At 49.4% G+C, this 16,776-nt stretch carries 15 protein-coding genes; 4 read left to right on the plus strand and 11 right to left on the minus strand.

Annotation, left to right across the window (positions count from 1 at the left end; all coding sequences use genetic code 11):
* The first annotated feature begins 73 nt into the window (after positions 1-73).
* Positions 74-1,735: a cobyric acid synthase gene (locus tag LMG33818_RS01135; RefSeq protein WP_442322160.1), complete on the plus strand. Its 1,662-nt coding sequence runs from the start codon at positions 74-76 to the stop codon at positions 1,733-1,735.
* A 120-nt stretch (positions 1,736-1,855) separates the two neighbouring features.
* Here the strand turns inward: LMG33818_RS01135 and LMG33818_RS01140 are convergent, their stop codons facing one another.
* From LMG33818_RS01140 to LMG33818_RS01155, 4 genes are all read right to left on the minus strand, one after another.
* Positions 1,856-2,404 carry a GNAT family N-acetyltransferase gene (locus LMG33818_RS01140; protein WP_442321516.1) on the minus strand — a complete coding sequence of 183 codons (549 nt, stop codon included), beginning with the start codon at positions 2,402-2,404 and terminating at the stop codon, positions 1,856-1,858.
* 55 nt (positions 2,405-2,459) lie between these two features.
* Complete coding sequence (gene eutC / locus LMG33818_RS01145; RefSeq protein WP_442321517.1) at positions 2,460-3,353, minus strand: ethanolamine ammonia-lyase subunit EutC; 894 nt, start codon at positions 3,351-3,353, stop codon at positions 2,460-2,462.
* Between the two features lie 269 nt (positions 3,354-3,622).
* Positions 3,623-5,032: an ethanolamine ammonia-lyase subunit EutB gene (locus LMG33818_RS01150; RefSeq protein WP_442322161.1), complete on the minus strand. Its 1,410-nt coding sequence runs from the start codon at positions 5,030-5,032 to the stop codon at positions 3,623-3,625.
* 598 nt (positions 5,033-5,630) lie between these two features.
* A complete protein-coding gene (locus LMG33818_RS01155; RefSeq protein WP_442321518.1) occupies positions 5,631-6,221 on the minus strand; it encodes a hypothetical protein in 591 nt (196 codons plus the stop codon).
* A gap of 322 nt (positions 6,222-6,543) precedes the next feature.
* Between LMG33818_RS01155 and LMG33818_RS01160 the strand changes: the two genes are divergently transcribed.
* Positions 6,544-7,053 (plus strand): hypothetical protein, encoded by a 510-nt coding sequence (locus LMG33818_RS01160; protein WP_442321519.1) that lies wholly within the window; start codon positions 6,544-6,546, stop codon positions 7,051-7,053.
* A 211-nt stretch (positions 7,054-7,264) separates the two neighbouring features.
* Here LMG33818_RS01160 and LMG33818_RS01165 read toward each other — a convergent pair whose 3' ends face one another.
* Positions 7,265-8,185 (minus strand): LysR family transcriptional regulator, encoded by a 921-nt coding sequence (locus LMG33818_RS01165; RefSeq protein ID WP_442321520.1) that lies wholly within the window; start codon positions 8,183-8,185, stop codon positions 7,265-7,267.
* Between the two features lie 159 nt (positions 8,186-8,344).
* Here LMG33818_RS01165 and LMG33818_RS01170 point away from each other — a divergent pair, with 159 nt between their 5' ends.
* Positions 8,345-8,641 carry a hypothetical protein gene (locus LMG33818_RS01170; RefSeq protein WP_442321521.1) on the plus strand — a complete coding sequence of 99 codons (297 nt, stop codon included), beginning with the start codon at positions 8,345-8,347 and terminating at the stop codon, positions 8,639-8,641.
* Positions 8,642-8,812: 171 nt separating this feature from the next.
* Positions 8,813-10,249 (plus strand): nucleotide 5'-monophosphate nucleosidase PpnN, encoded by a 1,437-nt coding sequence (ppnN, locus tag LMG33818_RS01175; RefSeq protein ID WP_442321522.1) that lies wholly within the window; start codon positions 8,813-8,815, stop codon positions 10,247-10,249.
* Positions 10,250-10,442: 193 nt separating this feature from the next.
* Here ppnN and LMG33818_RS01180 read toward each other — a convergent pair whose 3' ends face one another.
* From LMG33818_RS01180 to rpmI, 6 genes are all read right to left on the minus strand, one after another.
* Positions 10,443-10,895: a flavodoxin gene (locus LMG33818_RS01180; protein WP_442321523.1), complete on the minus strand. Its 453-nt coding sequence runs from the start codon at positions 10,893-10,895 to the stop codon at positions 10,443-10,445.
* A gap of 270 nt (positions 10,896-11,165) precedes the next feature.
* Complete coding sequence (locus LMG33818_RS01185; RefSeq protein WP_442321524.1) at positions 11,166-11,486, minus strand: integration host factor subunit alpha; 321 nt, start codon at positions 11,484-11,486, stop codon at positions 11,166-11,168.
* Between the two features lie 674 nt (positions 11,487-12,160).
* Positions 12,161-14,572, minus strand: a complete 2,412-nt coding sequence (gene pheT, locus LMG33818_RS01190; RefSeq protein ID WP_442321525.1) for a phenylalanine--tRNA ligase subunit beta — start codon at positions 14,570-14,572, stop codon at positions 12,161-12,163.
* A 118-nt stretch (positions 14,573-14,690) separates the two neighbouring features.
* On the minus strand, positions 14,691-15,692 hold the full coding sequence (pheS, locus tag LMG33818_RS01195) for a phenylalanine--tRNA ligase subunit alpha (RefSeq protein WP_442321526.1): 1,002 nt from the start codon (positions 15,690-15,692) through the stop codon (positions 14,691-14,693).
* A 427-nt stretch (positions 15,693-16,119) separates the two neighbouring features.
* Positions 16,120-16,473, minus strand: coding sequence for a 50S ribosomal protein L20 (rplT, locus tag LMG33818_RS01200; protein ID WP_442321527.1), 354 nt, complete (start codon positions 16,471-16,473; stop codon positions 16,120-16,122).
* A gap of 40 nt (positions 16,474-16,513) precedes the next feature.
* Positions 16,514-16,708 (minus strand): 50S ribosomal protein L35, encoded by a 195-nt coding sequence (gene rpmI / locus LMG33818_RS01205; protein ID WP_442321528.1) that lies wholly within the window; start codon positions 16,706-16,708, stop codon positions 16,514-16,516.
* Between the last annotated feature and the right edge of the window lie 68 nt (positions 16,709-16,776).

Here is a 16,776-nt window from a genome sequence, read left to right on the forward strand (position 1 = left end):
GATGCATCACAGCGTTAATCATCATTGCCCTGAAGGCGTGACAAAAATACATTTCAGCGCTGATCGCAGTCTGATGATTCAAGGAACAACCTCGGATGCAGGCAAAAGTGCCTTTGCGACTGCATTGTGTCGGTTACTGTCCAATATAGGGAGGCATGTTGCGCCCTTCAAGCCACAGAATATGGCGCTTAACAGTGCAGTAACACAGGATGGTGGTGAAATAGGAAGAGCGCAGGCTGTACAGGCGCAGGGTGCCCGTGTTGAACCGATCGTGGCTTTCAACCCCATTCTATTGAAGCCTGATTCCGATATTGGCTCTCAGGTTATTGTAAACGGTTTTTCGATCGGACATTACAGCGCCAAAGCGTATCAGGCGCTCAAACCTCGCCTGTTGCAGCAAGTTGTTGAACAACACTCAGCTCTGCTCTCCTCCTTTGATAACGTGATTATTGAAGGTGCTGGCAGCCCTGCAGAAATCAACCTGCGTCAAAATGATATTGCCAATATGGGCTTCGCCGAGGCAGTGGATTGTCCTGTTATTTTAATTAGTGACATTGATCGCGGCGGCGTTTTTGCCCATCTCGTCGGGACACTCGAGCTACTTTCAGAAAGTGAACAGGCCAGAGTGACAGGTTTCATTATTAATCGTTTCAGGGGTGACGTATCGTTACTTGAGCCCGGTATTGAATGGCTGGAAGCGCGTACAGGTAAACCTGTTCTTGCGGTCGTTCCCTATCTTGAAAATTTTCACCTTGAGGCCGAAGATGGGCTTTCCCGCGGAAAAAATACCTCTCAGGGTACCTTTAATGTCGTCGTGATTGCCTTGCCACGCATGAGCAACCACACTGACTTTGACCCGCTCCGCCTTCACCCCGACATTTCACTCACGTTTGCCAAACACCCTGTCGAAGTTAATGCCGCTGACCTCATTATTATCCCGGGCAGCAAACACACCCGTGAAGATCTTGCGTGGTTAAAAGCACAACAATGGGAAAATGAGATACACCGGCATGTGCGCTATGGCGGTAAATTGTTGGGTATCTGTGGTGGCTACCAAATGTTGGGAAGCGATATTCTGGATCCGCACGGTGTCGAGGGTACCGCAGGCCGTAGTAAAGGGCTGGGATTTTTACCGATAACGACGACAATGGCGGCGAAAAAGCAGCTTCGTCGCGTGAAGGGTGAGTGTCTGTTCAGTGAAGATAATCAGTGCGAATCCTCTGGAAAACAGCCACAGAAGCGCTCCGGCGTTGAAGGTTATGAAATCCATATGGGCGAGAGCCGGCTGAATGCTTCTTCACTCAATAGGATGGCAGAAGAAAAATATAACAGGAATGGCACGAACACTGTAAATTACACTTTATCCCCTGATGACAGGCATGTTCAGCAGCAGCATAGCCATCCGTCAACTATCGGTAGCGTTGCGCAAGCACCGAAATCTCATGCCCACTCCCTTTGCCCTGCGTTTCTATTGGAAGATGGGCGTTATGATGGTTGGATAAGCGCCGATGGCCGTATTATGGGAAGTTATCTGCATGGGCTCTTTGATCATCCTGATGCGCTTCAGGCGCTGCTCTGCTGGGCGGGTATGAAATCCCCTGCCGCCTTTGATTACCGCCAAGCCACAGAGCATGAAATTGACCGCTTGGCTGCGAGTGTACAGGCTTCACTACGACCGGCCTGTAAAAATGTTCCTGTGCTTGCTGATATTTTTGATGATGGTAAGGGATCCTAGCGAATAAAAAATCGATTACCCCTATTGGCCTATTGAAAACCAATAGCATGACGTGGGCATCAAGAGTCATGTTTCAAATGCATGGTTCTATCTGTTCGTACTGCTTGCTATGCCCGTGTTTTATGTATCAATCAACGTTGCCAGTATGTGATCCTGCCACTCCCCGTCCAGTTGCATAAACTGCCTGAGTATCCCCTCTTGTTGAAAACCAAGCCGCTTAAGCAATCGTTCACTGCGAATATTGCGAACGTTATAAATGGCTTCGATTCGGTGAAGGTTCTCTGTCGCAAACAGATTAGGAAGTAATGCCGACAGAATCTTATACATTAACCCCTGCCCTTCGAATGCCTGATCCACGGCATACCCTATTTTGCAGGCGTGAAAGGGAGCGCGACGTATTTCGAAAAAATTGATCGTAGCGACGATTTCCATCGTTCCCTTTTCCAGCGCTTTCCTTTCCAAGGCAATAAAGCGTAGTGCCGTACCTTGAATGATCTGATGTTCCCACCTTTCAAGTAGCACTGTCAGGTGATCCTTATCAAACGTACGCCCTTTACTCCCCCAGCGAGATAAATGCGCTGAATTTCGCTCATAAAAGCGCTGCAATGCGGCAACATCGGTTCTTTCAATCAAGCGTATCTCTGCGCCGGACGTATGAATTGGTGTCATGTTCCAATACCTTCTGGCAATGAGTCATTCAAAACACAGTCATCTGTGTGACGACTTATTCTTCCGGAGGTAGAAGGAAATTACCTGCATGACCATCACCCAATTCCGAGAGTGTCTCACTGTCATCCTTGAGGACGACACCCGATGCCTTTAGGACAAGTGCTTCACGAATCAGGTATTCCAACAATTTGGCCGCCGCCTCATAGGACTGCCCTTTGGGGCGCACATTGGAAATACAGTTACGTTCACTGTCCATCGAGCCCGTGTGGGCCGCCCAGGTGTAATAGATGCCCATACTGTCAGGAGAGCTTAAGCCGGGTCGTTCTCCGATCAGCACGATACTCATACGTGCACGCAATGCTTCACTTACGGGATCACCAATGGCAACTCGCCCCTGCTCGACCAATGCCACCGGACCGATGCTCAGGTTCAACGCTTCAAGCCGCGGTAATAGTACATCCAGAAAAGGTAATGCCTGTTCATGAATCGCACGGGAAGAGAGCCCATCAACAATACTGATGGAGATGTCCCATGGTTGAGTATTCAGCGTATGCAAAGTGGCCAGCGAATCACTATCCAATTGGCGGCCAAGATCGGGGCGGCGCAGATATTCTCCCCGATCATGCACTGCACTGTGCAGGCGGAGAGCCAGAGGAAAGCGTTTGGCCAAGGCAGCCATTAACTGTTCAGTATCCAAGGGTAAATGCACAGCATCGCGCGCTTGGGCGTGATCCAGTTGGAAGGACAGCATTTCACGGGTAGGTAAGCTGGTTCCGGCTCTTCCCAGCCCAATGCGTGCATCTGTATATTGACGCAGTTGTCGCCAGCCATTGGGGGTAACACTGGCATCATAAATGGGGTGAGACCCTTTTTTACCTTCATCAATCAATGAGGTGAGATCGCTATCACTTGCATTGGATTGATCCACGCTTGCAGACTCATTTTTCATGTGACATCTACCTCTGAGAAACAACGCCGGTGCCTTTTATCAACAGAATAAAAAATGGATGACCCGGCGTTTCTTTCATTTATCCATCTTCTTCGCATGAACATACTGTGCCTGATCGACCTTTGTTCGAACCCGGGACAAACCATGTCAAACCGGGAACACCCCACTTATTGTTTTAAAATTATCTGTTTCAAAGCCATGGGTCTAAAAGGCTAAGGGTCTAAAAGGCCAAGGGGTTAAAGGCTATGGTTTTAAAGGCTATCAATGGTCTATTTCAGTGAAGCCATACCCGAATCACCCAGCACTTGACGGAAACGGGGTGGCAACGACTCTCCCATGACAATACCTTCCCCATGGACATAAATTCCGCTTTCTGCCAACCACTGTTCGAACTCGGGGGCAGGCCGAAGATCAAGCAGGTTGCGAAGATAAAGCGCATCGTGAAAAGAGGTCGTCTGATAATTCAGCATGATATCGTCCGAACCGGGAATACCCATGATGTAGTTACAACCCGCAGCACCCAGTAAAGTGAGCAACATATCCATGTCATTCTGATCAGCCTCGGCGTGATTCGTGTAACAGATATCACAGCCCATCGGTACACCCAGCAACTTGCCGCAGAAGTGATCTTCCAAACCTGCACGGATGATCTGCTTACCGTCATACAAGTACTCAGGACCAATGAAGCCTACCACCGTATTGACCAGCAGCGGAGAGTACTCACGGGCAACGGCATACGCGCGTGCTTCCAGTGTTTGCTGATCCAGGCCATGGTGAGCATTGGCGGACAAAGCGCTTCCCTGCCCTGTTTCGAAATAGGTCACATTCTGACCTACGGTACCGCGTTGCTGAGATAATGCTGCTTCGTGTCCTTCTTTTAACAAGGCAAGATTGATCCCAAAGCCAGCATTGGCAGCCTCTGTTCCTGCAATGGATTGAAAGACAAGGTCTGTGGGCGCACCGCGTTCAATGGCTTCTATTGCCGTGGTGACGTGGGTTAACACACAACTTTGCGTAGGTATATCATAACGCTGGATTACTTCATCCAGCATTTTAAGCAGTGTAACTACCGTTCCCGTATTATCGGTCGCAGGATTAATGCCGATGACCGCATCACCACTGCCATACAACAATCCATCGAGAATACTGGCCGCGACACCCGTGGGGTGGTCTGTCGGATGATTGGGTTGCAAACGTGTCGAAAGCCGCCCTTCCAATCCAAGGGTATTACGCATGGCCGTCACCACCCGACACTTTTTGCCCACCAGAATCAAATCCTGAATACGCATGATTTTGGAAACAGCAGCTACCATCTCCGGGGTGAGGCCCCACTTCAACGCCGATATCGACGCCGGAGTAGCGGCAGGTGACAAGAGCCAATTACGGAATTCGCCTACCGTCATGTGTTGCACAGGCGCAAAGGCCAGTGGATCATGACGATCGATAATCAGACGAGTGACCTCGTCTTCTTCATAAGGAATCAAGACATCATTCAGGAAGGTCTTGAGCGGAAGTTCAGAAAGAGCGATTTGCGCGGCTGCACGCTCAGCGGCATTGTCGGCGGCAATTTGGGCGAGTTCGTCCCCTGAGCGTAGTGGCGTGGCTTTCGCCATCAACGTGCCCAGAGAGTCGAAATTATAACGTCGCCCCCCGATATCCATATGGTAACGACTCACTATAACCTCCTGCTCGAAGGATGCGGGATGTGTCTTTCATGAATGATACGGTGCCATTTCTAATATGTTATACGGACCGAGTCATTGCACTATTTTGAAGTATGAAGCCTGTTTATCGCCTTTTAGCGTACTTTGATACGCTCTCTAATAGCAGCAAATAACCGTTCAACATGAGGCTGAGTAAATACCGGGTTGTAAAACCGTTTTCATCATTTTTGTACGGTACAACCAGTGCTGCCTCATCTTACCAGGATTATTTCAGAATACTGGTAACGAAGATATTTGGAAATATGTTTGGGTAAAATTATATAGAGGGGGATGAATCAAACGAGGTGTAAACCATGGATAAAATCATGACCCTGGAAATTCATTCGCACACCTTACAACCAGTTAGCATTATACGCGCGGATGTACGTCATATAATGTACGTCATATATTGATTACTTGTACAGTTACAGGAAGGCACCTGGCAGAGCCGATGCAAGGCCAACGCGTGGCTAAAAAACCCTATAAGGCGGCGTTTAGCCAAGGGAAGATACTTAGAGGAAAGTGCTTGTATGCAGGCGTACTGAACGCCTGCAATTTCCTCCCTTCAACCCATTTACCACTGAGTGGATTTTTTGGCGGAAGCCGGTAGATGCGCCTGTAGGCAATGTTGTACCCCTTGAGTAACGTTGCTCAGTGCACCATAGACATCGGATGCAGTTTTTCCATCCCAGGCAGGTACTGGTTCGTAATTATTTGCATTATCACTACGTGAGCCAGAAAGCCCAAGTTGATCGTAATAATAGTAGTTGCTATCACCCAGTGTTTCGAGCTCAAGACGGTAAGCCAACGTGTGCGTACCGGCTTTTGTCCATCCCGTTACCCACTCGGTAGAAGCATTATTGTCCGAATGGCCTACCGTATTGTATTTGGCACTGGTTGATTCAGCCGCTGGACTTTGCTGGCGACCTTTAGTGATAACATCCGAGGATGAAACACTTTTGTTCAGACAAGCGTTGATCGTTGAAGACGAAAGTTTTGTTAATGGGCGACGCTGGCTGATGGAATCAATCACCGCTCCCTTGTCTGTATTAGTGACATTGACACCCAAGGCTGTTTCTACATTGCGTGACATGACATTGTGTGATGCACACCCTGTGAGCGCGAACAGAGCGATGGCGCCACCGCTTAACCAAATCCTTTTCATGCTTTTTATCCCAGTCAATGCAAAATACGTTTTGGACTATTTTATATATAGCCGATTATGCCACACCCTGTCATCGTAACACGCTCTTTCTTTTTCATACCTGTCCTGAGTATAAATAAGTTCGATCAGGCTCTATTGAGGGCCGTGAATTTCAGGGACAAAATATGCTGATCGATGAATAACGAACAAAAATCAGCAAGATATAGCCAGGTTCTTTTCAGCAGGTACTAGGCAGCGGCTCATGTGAGTGCGACAATCTCCGCTAATGAATGGCGCATAGCCGTTCTCCCGGGATTTTTTTGATGGATAGTTAGGAGTCTGCATGATCGATGCTGCTTTACTCGCCGATTTTCGCCAATGGCAATCTTTTCGCGATCAGGAACGGCTAAACCGCGAGCATGAATCGGCACAACGGCAGCTGGAACAGTCCGGTGCCATGGCTACCCGCCTTGCGGAAGCTTATAGAAGTATGGCCGAACGGGGTGCAGCGGAAGGTGCATGTTATCGTACCCTGTTTACACGTCAGCAACAGGATGGCTCTACCCTCGCCTGCGAATGCTGGCTTTTCGTACGCAAAGTGATTGCAGAACGAGGTACCACTCGTGTACGTGCCGGTATGTTGGAAACATTCGATCTCGAAACAGGACGTATCGACCCCAAGGAGCAAACACCTGTATCCATTACATTGGAATTGTTTGACCAGATATCAGTGGGACGCGGTACTCTGATGAGCTGTCGAGTGGATCGCCATGATCAGCCGGAAGATACGCATTTTGTTACTTTCCTCGACCAGGTACAAAACCTGAAATCGTATATGCAAAAGGCTGACTGACCCAACACGTGGTCTCTTAAGGGCGCGGCTGCCCGTCGAGACCATGGTGTTCATAAAGAATTATGTCGGTTCAACATCCTTCAAGGTGCGGCTGTTTCCAAATGACTGGGCTGGTTGTTTCTCCCTGAATAGAAGCCCTGAGGATGATATTCAGAGGAAAAGGATGATTGGGTGGATATTGTATGGCGCTTTTAAAAGATAACGGTATAAATCATGTATCTGTATTAGGCGCCTGGAGCTCATACAATTCGTTATGCCTACGATCATGATAATCATCCAGCAGTAACTGGTAGCGACGGGGTAAATCTTCTTCCGCACGACGCACAATATAAATCTCTTCATACACTGGATTTTCCAGCGGTATCTCCCTCACCTGCCGTTGCCATGGGGACGTTTCCAATACCGGGCGTGAAACAATACCGAACCCTAACCCACGGGAGACAGCATCCAGCACATGAGAATCTTCACTCACCGTCCCTTTTGTCGGAATATGGCTCATCAATTGGAAATCATTGGGATAATTACTGCGTAGCAGGCGTGTTGCATATTCGGCCCCATTGGTATCGCTTATAAAGCCCAGGGCAAGAAGTTCGGCGAAGCTGTCACCGTGAATGTCCGCAGGTACAACAAGGCACATGGGTTCATGATGCCAAAGATCAAACACCAGATCAGGGTCACCACGCTGCGGTAATTCGTTTACCAAACCAAGATCATACAGGCCATCCCGCATGTCATGGATGATGGATGCGCTTTTATCAAACGTGTAGTTAATGGTAAGGGCCGGGTAAAGCTGCTGGTAACTCAACGTGAAAGGATAGAACATCACCCCGACGCTCGCCGTGCTGGCGATCCAGCACTCACCACTGTGGACCGCTTCATCATCAAGGCTATGATAAAACTTTTCATGCTCTGCAAAGAGGCGCAATGCGTAGTCATAGGCCCGGCGCCCTGCTTCAGTCAGTGTGAACCGACGCCCCTGACGCCGTAGCAACGGTTTATTCAGATACTCTTCCAATTTGCGTATGTGCTGACTTACCCCGGGCTGCGTCATTTCAAGACTACGTGCCGTACGGGTAAAACTGCCCGTCTCTACCAGGGTGATAAAAGTGCGAAAATAGAGCGCATTGAACATGATGATGAAAAATGTTGAGAAATGTAAACCTGAATTTTAGCAGATTTTTCTCCGCTGGGCGCGCGGATTACACCAGCATGTTACTCTGATTAAGGCTCGGGTCATGATGACACGACGAATACATCATTGTAGAGAGTGAAAACAGCAGGAATTATAACCATGTCAGACCCTTTCAATACGCGCGGTGAACATATCAAGGCCTCCCTGTTACAACAGGAAAGCCAAGGCCATGAGGACGATCTGTTTGCACTGGGGTACATGATCCCACAAATCGAGATTGTCCTTGATCATGCAGAGTATGATCCGCATAACGTGCATGCTGAAGATTTTGACGAGACATACCGTGAGTGGCTGCAACATTCATTCGCTCAGGACAGTATGAGCGTGGATGATCGTGAGCAGGTCATCCGGTTATTGGACGAAGCCATCGCCCAGGCAGAGAAAGGCGAAGCCTGATATACAATACCCATCCGGCAGGCTACAACGTTAATGAACAGCATGTATGCTCAGCACTGGAAAACCATGTAATTCACCCCAACCAGTCTTTATTGAACACATGGTTATTTATTAAAAGCAGTGTTTTATTCAAATCAGTGTTTACGAATCAGACAGGGATGTAGAAGAGAGATGAGTGCCAAGGATACAAGCCGTCAGCCAAATAAAACGCAATATGACACTGTTTCAACACTGGTTTCACCGGAAGGTGCCCTCGAAGTCTTGTCACAATTGGAAGTCCGTTTTCTGCGTGACAAGTCCAGTCATGGTGTTCATCAGCTATTGAGACAGTCAGCATTGGCCATTCTTAACGCTGGAGTAGAGACAGACGATGCCCGCAGTACGCTGGAGCGTTATCCGGATTTCGATATCGAAGTATTACAGGAAGATAGAGGCATCCGCCTCAAGATCAGTAATGCCCCCGCCCACGCCTTCGTGGACGGCAAGATGATTCGTGGTATTCGAGAGCAGCTCTCCTCTGTCTTGCGCGATATCGTTTACATAAAAGTCTTGCGCGACATTTCTTCAAGTGAATCAGCGGAGCATCAAACATCAGCCGAGCAGGCTATCAATACGCCCAGTGCACGGATTACCAATCAGGTTTTTGGTCAGTTACGCAATGCCAATCTGCTCGTACCTTCGCGCGAGCCCAATATGGTGGTGTGCTGGGGCGGCCATTCGATTTCACGTAAAGAGTATGATTACAGCAAGTCAGTGGGTTATCGACTGGGACTTCGGGAGATGGATATCTGTACCGGTTGTGGCCCAGGTGCCATGAAAGGCCCGATGAAAGGAGCGAACGTGGCACATGCCAAGCAGCGTTATCGCCACGCACGTTATCTGGGTATTTCCGAACCGGGTATTATTGCGGCGGAATCGCCTAACCCAATCGTTAATCAACTGGTTATCATGCCGGATATTGAAAAACGTCTTGAAGCCTTTGTTCGGGTGGGACACTCTATTATTGTGTTTCCCGGTGGTGTAGGCACCGCTGAGGAAATTCTGTACCTGTTAGGCATCCTGTTACAGCCCGAAAACAGGGATATCCCTTTCCCAGTCATTTTTACAGGGCCCGAATCGAGTGCCGAGTATTTCAACAAGATCGATGAATTTATTGGTGAAACACTTGGTAAAGAGGCTCAGCAGCGTTATCAGATTATCATTGATGATCCAGAAGCCGTGGCGATAAGTATGAAGCAGGGTATTGACGAGGTTCGCCAGTTCCGTCGAGAACATCAGGATGCTTTCTATTTTAACTGGCGACTGGTGATCCCTGATGATTTCCAAACGCCCTTTGTGCCTACCCACGAGGCGATGGCATCGCTGGATCTGAACACCGATCAGGACAAGGGAACCCTCGCGGCCAATCTAAGGCGTGCGTTCTCCGGCATCGTGGCAGGTAATGTCAAAGCGCAGGGGATCGAGGCCATCGAGAAATACGGCCCGTTCAAGTTGAATGCGCCTGAACATGTCATGAAACGGTTGGATGCCCTGCTTACCTCATTCGTTGAGCAACAGCGTATGAAGCTACCCGGTAGCCGCTATGTACCCTGTTATACGCTCGGCTAAAAACACACGTTTTCATACGATGAAGTTTCTGAAAGCGTCGGGCAAGCAGGCCGGCGTTTTCAATCGAGCCGAAGAATGTCATGCGTATTTATTATCGTGATACCCTGACTACATCAATTTATATATGAAAGGTAAGGTTATCCAATCCTATCTAACCCAACCCATACCGAGTCATCAGCAGACTCAGTTACACTCATCCCTTTACCAGGGGCAGCCAGGATTCGAGCCATTCCAAAGCATCTTCATCCGCATGAAGTGTTTCTGTCGCATCTATTTCGAGGCGATCACCAATACGCTGAGCGCCATATTCAGTCAGAAGCTCGTCAAGACGCCGCCCTGCTCCGCAGAAGGTAGGATAACTGCTATCTCCCATGGCGATCATGCCATACCTGAGCGAGGTCAAATCTGCACCTTGCTCATTCAAGGAAGAAGCAAAGGCACTGATATTGCCGGGGAAATCACCACTACCGGTTGTGCTGGTACAAAAAATGGCAACATGCGGCAGGGACTGGACCAGATCAGCCAATTCCGGCTGTTCATGGACAATAACGTTCACCGACTCGGATTCGAGTGCGGCTTTCAATTCATCGGCAACATCCAGGGCACCCCCGAACACGCTGCCCACAAATATGTGTATTTCTGACATGATATTCTCTTACAGATGCTTGTATGCCGATATTCACGTAATGCGGAACGCTGATCCCTTTAATACAGGCATGGGGCATGTGCACAATATTTGGCAATCGTTCACTCATGCTCGCCCGCATCACTGCGAGAGATACACATAACGGCAAAACCTGCATCACTGGATACCTTTGACGGATTATGCAGGAATCCTCAGCGTCCCTTTCAACAACAAGCTCTCCCCCTTGAATTAAACAGGCGGAAGCATGAATCTATTACTGAAAGATCGGCCTTATTCGTGCACAGCATTTTTTTGCTGCGACGCTATATACTCTTCCACTTGCATTTTAAGCTTTTGACCGGGGCGAAAAGTCACCACACGACGAGCCGTGATTGGAATTTCCTCACCTGTCTTGGGATTTCGGCCCGGGCGTTCACTTTTGTCCCGTAAGTCGAAATTACCGAAGCCCGAGAGTTTCACCTGCTCATTTTCACGCAGACACCCACGAATCTCGTCAAAGAATGTCTCCACCAACTGCTTGGAATCACGCTTTGAAAGCTCAAGATATTCGTTGATATGTTCGGCCAGTTCTGCCTTGGTTAAAGCGCTCATTTACGTTTACCTCGCAATACTCGGCGAATGACAGGGGCACTCGCTACCCTTCGAACTCGTCAAAATCTGCTGCTTCCAACGTGAGTATAACTCCGTTGCATGCCAAAAATAGATCAGTTGTGAATAGCATCACCCACCAGCACGCCTGAGAACACTTTCTCTCAACGTGCACGTGCACTTTCAGAGTTCTCTTTCAAAGTGCTCTCTGAACGAGCTCTCTCAATATGTCAGGTGCTCGCCAAAGCTTCATTGATTTCTGGCGTACCTATTCTTCATGATGCTTTTGGGTGAAACGTTCTTTCTCATGGGGACGTTCCCAATCCAGCGCTACATGAAAGGTTCATCCATCGCGGTATACTCGATGCCATGCCGCTCGGCAGATATTATCGGAATATTGTGCAGTGTTACTCAGGATGATGAGGCATATCTACATGGACGCATGACATCCATATGCATGACCACCTCTACATGACAAGAAAATATGAGAGGGTTGAGCAAAACACCTGAGCAATCTTCTATCTCTGTATAGCGTAATCTATACAAAAATGTTCAGTATTGAAAGAGCGCTTTACTCAACCTATAAGACTTGTCAGACGTCGGTAACACCTTGTTTTCTTGGGCAATGCATGAAAACAATACTCACGACACACTCGAGCATATGCCTGTACAAGCATCTAGCCGCGCAACTGTGCGTTAAAATCCGCCTCCAGTGATGTCAGTACATTCTTCACTGACGCTTCGATTTCGTTATCATTCAGAGTGCGCGAAGGATGTTGCCAGGTCAAGCCCAGTGCAAGACTCTTGTGCCCGTCTTCCACGCCCTTGCCTTGATAAACGTCAAATAGACGCACATCGGTCAACCATTCACCCGCCGAGTGTTGTATTCCCTTGATAAGGTCAGCCACGGGAAGCGAATCCTCTACCACCAGTGCGAGGTCACGACGTACTTCGGGGTAGCGGGAAAGGTGCTCGAAGTGCGGGAGATTTCCCTCCTGTAACAAGGCAAGATCCAGCTCGAAAACATAGGCTTCCTGCTTGATACCCAAGTGCGTACGAAGCTGAGGGTGTAATGCCCCTAACCAGCCTGCTTGCACTGTTTCACCTTCACGTATACGCAAAATACGAGCACTTTGCCCCGGATGCAATGCAGGATGCGATGCAGCTTCGAATGACCACTCGTCGGCATCAAATCCAATGGAAAGCAGACGCTCCACATCGCCTTTTAGATCGAAGAAATCGACTTTGTCACGACTGTCACACCAACTGACAGGCAAGCGCGGCCCACTGATCAAACCTGCAATACGCTGCGTCTGTACAACATTCTCGGCCGTGGTACCTTCGAATGTCAGGCCAATTTCGAAGATACGGACACGATTTTGTTGACGGTTCAGGTTGTATTGCAGCGTCTTGACCAAGCCTGGCCAAAGACCGGCACGCATGACAGAAAGATCAACCGACAGTGGGTTGGCAATCTCCGGGCCCTGCTGTTCAGGCAATACGGCCGCCTGTAGTTCGGGAGAAACAAAGCTGAAGTTGATCGTTTCCTGATAACCGTTGTCGATCAGCTCATCACGCAGAAGTGCCTTGGGCAACACAGCTTCCTTTGTCGCCACAGGCAAAAGATGAGCACTGGGGCTACCCACGGGTAAACGAATATAGCCATAAACACGGGCCACTTCTTCAATCAGATCAACAGGCTGTGTGACATCGAAACGCCAACTCGGCACGCTTACCTGCCACTGCCCTTCACCCTGTTTACCCGGATCAACGTTATCCAGACCAAAGCCCAATCGCTCAAGAATATCGGCAATTTCCGCCGCAGTAAGTTCAGCACCCAACAATCGATTGACCTGCTCCACACTCAATGCCACTTTCCGGGCTTGCGGTAAAGAGGATTCATCGATCGTACGCGTCACAGGTCCCGGAGTACCACCCGCCAATTCCATCAGCAGACGTGTTGCCCGTGCCATGGCCAGTTCAGGAAGCTGAGTATCGACACCACGCTCGAAGCGTTGGGATGCATCCGTGTGCAAGCCATAGGAACGCGCGACACCTGCCATGGCAACCTGATCGAAATGGGCAATTTCAAGCAGTACATTGCGAGTATTGCGTGAAACGGAAGACGCTTCGCCTCCCATGACACCTGCAATGGCAAGCGCCTGTTTTTCATCAGCGATGACCAGCGTCTCTTCACGCAGAGTCTGTTCGTTGCCATCCAGCAGCAGTAATGTTTCACCCGCATGGGCCCGACGAACGATCAATGAACCGCTCAAGGTGTCCAGATCATAACCGTGCATCGGCTGACCCAATTCGAGCATCACATAGTTGGTGATATCGACGACCAGATCAATGGAACGAATGCCACCGCGCCTCAAGCGTTCCACCATCCATAACGGTGTATCACGGGTCAGATCCACATTTTCAACTACTCGTGAGAGCAGTTTAGGGCAGGCCTTTGGCTCATTCACGCTGACACGGAATGTCCGATCGGATACAGCTTCAACCGGTGTGGTATCTGGGGTCTGCACAGGCAGGCGTTCAAGTGCGCCGACTTCTCTCGCAATACCCCGAATGCTGAAACAATCACCACGATTGGGCGTCAAATCGACATCAATAATAGTGTCATCCAATTTCAGCCAGTCACGCAGATCCACACCGATGGGCGCGTCATCCGGTAACAGCAGAATACCCGGCGAGGGTTGGTCCGCCAGCCCCAGCTCGGATTCACTACACAGCATACCGTTGGATTCGACACCGCGCAGTTTGGCTTTCTTGATCTTGAAATCGCCCGGTAGTTTGGCACCGACACGCGCAAGAACGACTTTTTTATCAGCGGCAGCATTGGGAGCGCCACAGACAACCTGCCAACGAGTCGCACCGTCGTTCACCTGACAAACACGCAGTTTATCGGCATCGGGGTGCTGCTCGATGCTTTCGATATGGGCTATAACCACATTACTGAAGGCAGGTGCGACAGGTTCTACGTCATCAACTTCCAGACCGGCCATGGTAATTCGATGAGCAATCTCATCGGCAGTGAGTTCAGGCGACACCCACTGGCGCAGCCATTCTACGGAAAACTTCATATTGCCTCGCTTATACTAAGACAGCGGCTAAATACGTTGCTCGACGCGTTTGAATCAATGATGACAAACACATCAGGCTTGAAAAAGGGAGCTTATGTTCAGGCGTATTCTTTCAGTATCAGAACTGACGCAGGAATCGTAAATCGTTATCGAAGAACATACGCAAATCGTTAACGCCATAACGTAGCATTGCCAGACGCTCAACCCCCATGCCGAAGGCAAAACCGGTGAAACGCTCGGCGTCTACGCCTGCGGATTCGAATACTCGGGGATTCACCATGCCGCAGCCCATGACTTCCAGCCAACCGCCATAGGCATCCTGACCCTGCCGTTTGATTCGAATATCCACTTCCGCAGAGGGTTCAGTAAAGGGGAAATACGAAGGGCGAAAACGGACTTCGATATCGTCTCCTTCGAAAAAGGCACGCAAGAAGGCATCGATAGTGCCTTTCAAGTCAGCGAAGGTGACGTTTTCATCAACGAATAATCCTTCCACCTGATGGAACATCGGACTGTGAGTCATGTCGGAGTCATTACGATACACTCGCCCAGGCGAGATAATACGCAATGGCGGCTCGGTTTTTTCCATCGTCCGAATCTGGACGTTGGAGGTTTGCGTCCGCAACAGATGGCCGGCGTCAAAGTAGAAAGTATCGTGCATCGCACGTGCGGGGTGATGCGCCGGGATATTCAGTGCCTCGAAGTTATGATAGTCGTCTTCGATTTCCGGTCCTTCTACACGATCAAAGCCGATATCACGAAAAAGAGAGGCGATACGCTCCATGGTACGGGTCACCGGGTGCAATCCACCACGGACTTGACCGCGCCCCGGCAAGGTCACATCAACAGTTTCACTGGCGAGTTGTTCATTGAGCGCGGCAGTTTCAAGCGCTGTACGCTTTTTCTCGATCAGCCCCTGCACCTGTTGCTTGGCCTGATTAATGGCCTCACCTGCGGCGGGACGTTCTTCCGGAGCCAGCTTACCCAACCCTTTGAGTTCGAGGGTCAGCGCCCCTTTCTTTCCTAGAAAACGTACACGCACTTCATCGAGGGACTGTGATGAGTCGGCTGACTCTACAGCCTTCCCGGCCTCTTCGACCAGTGCAGAAAGATGATCCATCGATATCTCCGGACAAATAAATGATATCTTCGCATAAGTCACGACTCTGTCTTTGCCGGATGAAATAACACGAGCAACAAACAGGACATGACAAAGCATAACTTATGCTGTCAGACATGAATAACAAGTAAAATCAACAGCGAGTAAACAATCGTCACGAGCGCCCAGGGCAAAACTACGAGCCATTTCAGAGCCTATAGCCTTTCAATATGGAACAGCTCCCGAAAGCAACGCTTTCATGAGTTTCGCGATACTGACATGAGTGTCGAAACCACTATCGGAACTTGCAAAAACGCTACTGAGCAATCTTTTCTTTTTACTTTGAGCTAATCAAACACGTATAAAAAAGGGGAAAGAGCAGCCGCTCCTTCCCCTCCTGGGTTGCAGACCTATTCACCGATTCCGGAAGGTTTCGGTATCAACAGGATTACTGCGCGGCCTTGGCTTTATCGACGATAGCACCGAAGGCTTCTTTTTCATGGACAGCCAGATCAGCCAGAACCTTACGGTCGATTTCGATACCAGCCTTTTTCAGACCAGCAACAAAACGGCTGTAGGACAAGCCATGCAGGCGAGCTGCAGCATTGATACGTGTGATCCACAGCGCACGGAACTGACGTTTGCGCTGACGACGGTCACGATAGGAATACTGACCAGCCTTGATAACAGCCTGTTTGGCTACACGGAATACACGAGAACGCGCACCATAATAACCTTTGGCCTGTTTGAGAACTTTCTTGTGACGACGGTGTGCAGTCACACCACGCTTAACACGAGCCATGGGAATCTCCTGACAATTTTATAAGTGACGTTAACCGGTATTACAGGTTGGGAAGCATACGAGCGATCAGCTGACGATCAGAAGCGTGAAGCTGCTTCATGCCGCGCAGATGACGTTTACGCTTGGTCGACTTATGAGTCAGGATGTGGCTACGAAAAGACTGTTTATGCTTGAAGCCTTTTGCAGTCTTTTTGAAGCGCTTGGCTGCGCCACGATTGCTCTTGATTTTAGGCATTTAAAAATCTCCAGTGCGGTATTCACCGCTCTTATTTAGAAAACCCGGGGCCGATATCCAGTGGCTGC

The organism is Cernens ardua, from assembly GCF_051251085.1.
Lineage (GTDB): Bacteria > Pseudomonadota > Gammaproteobacteria > Pseudomonadales > Halomonadaceae > Cernens > Cernens ardua.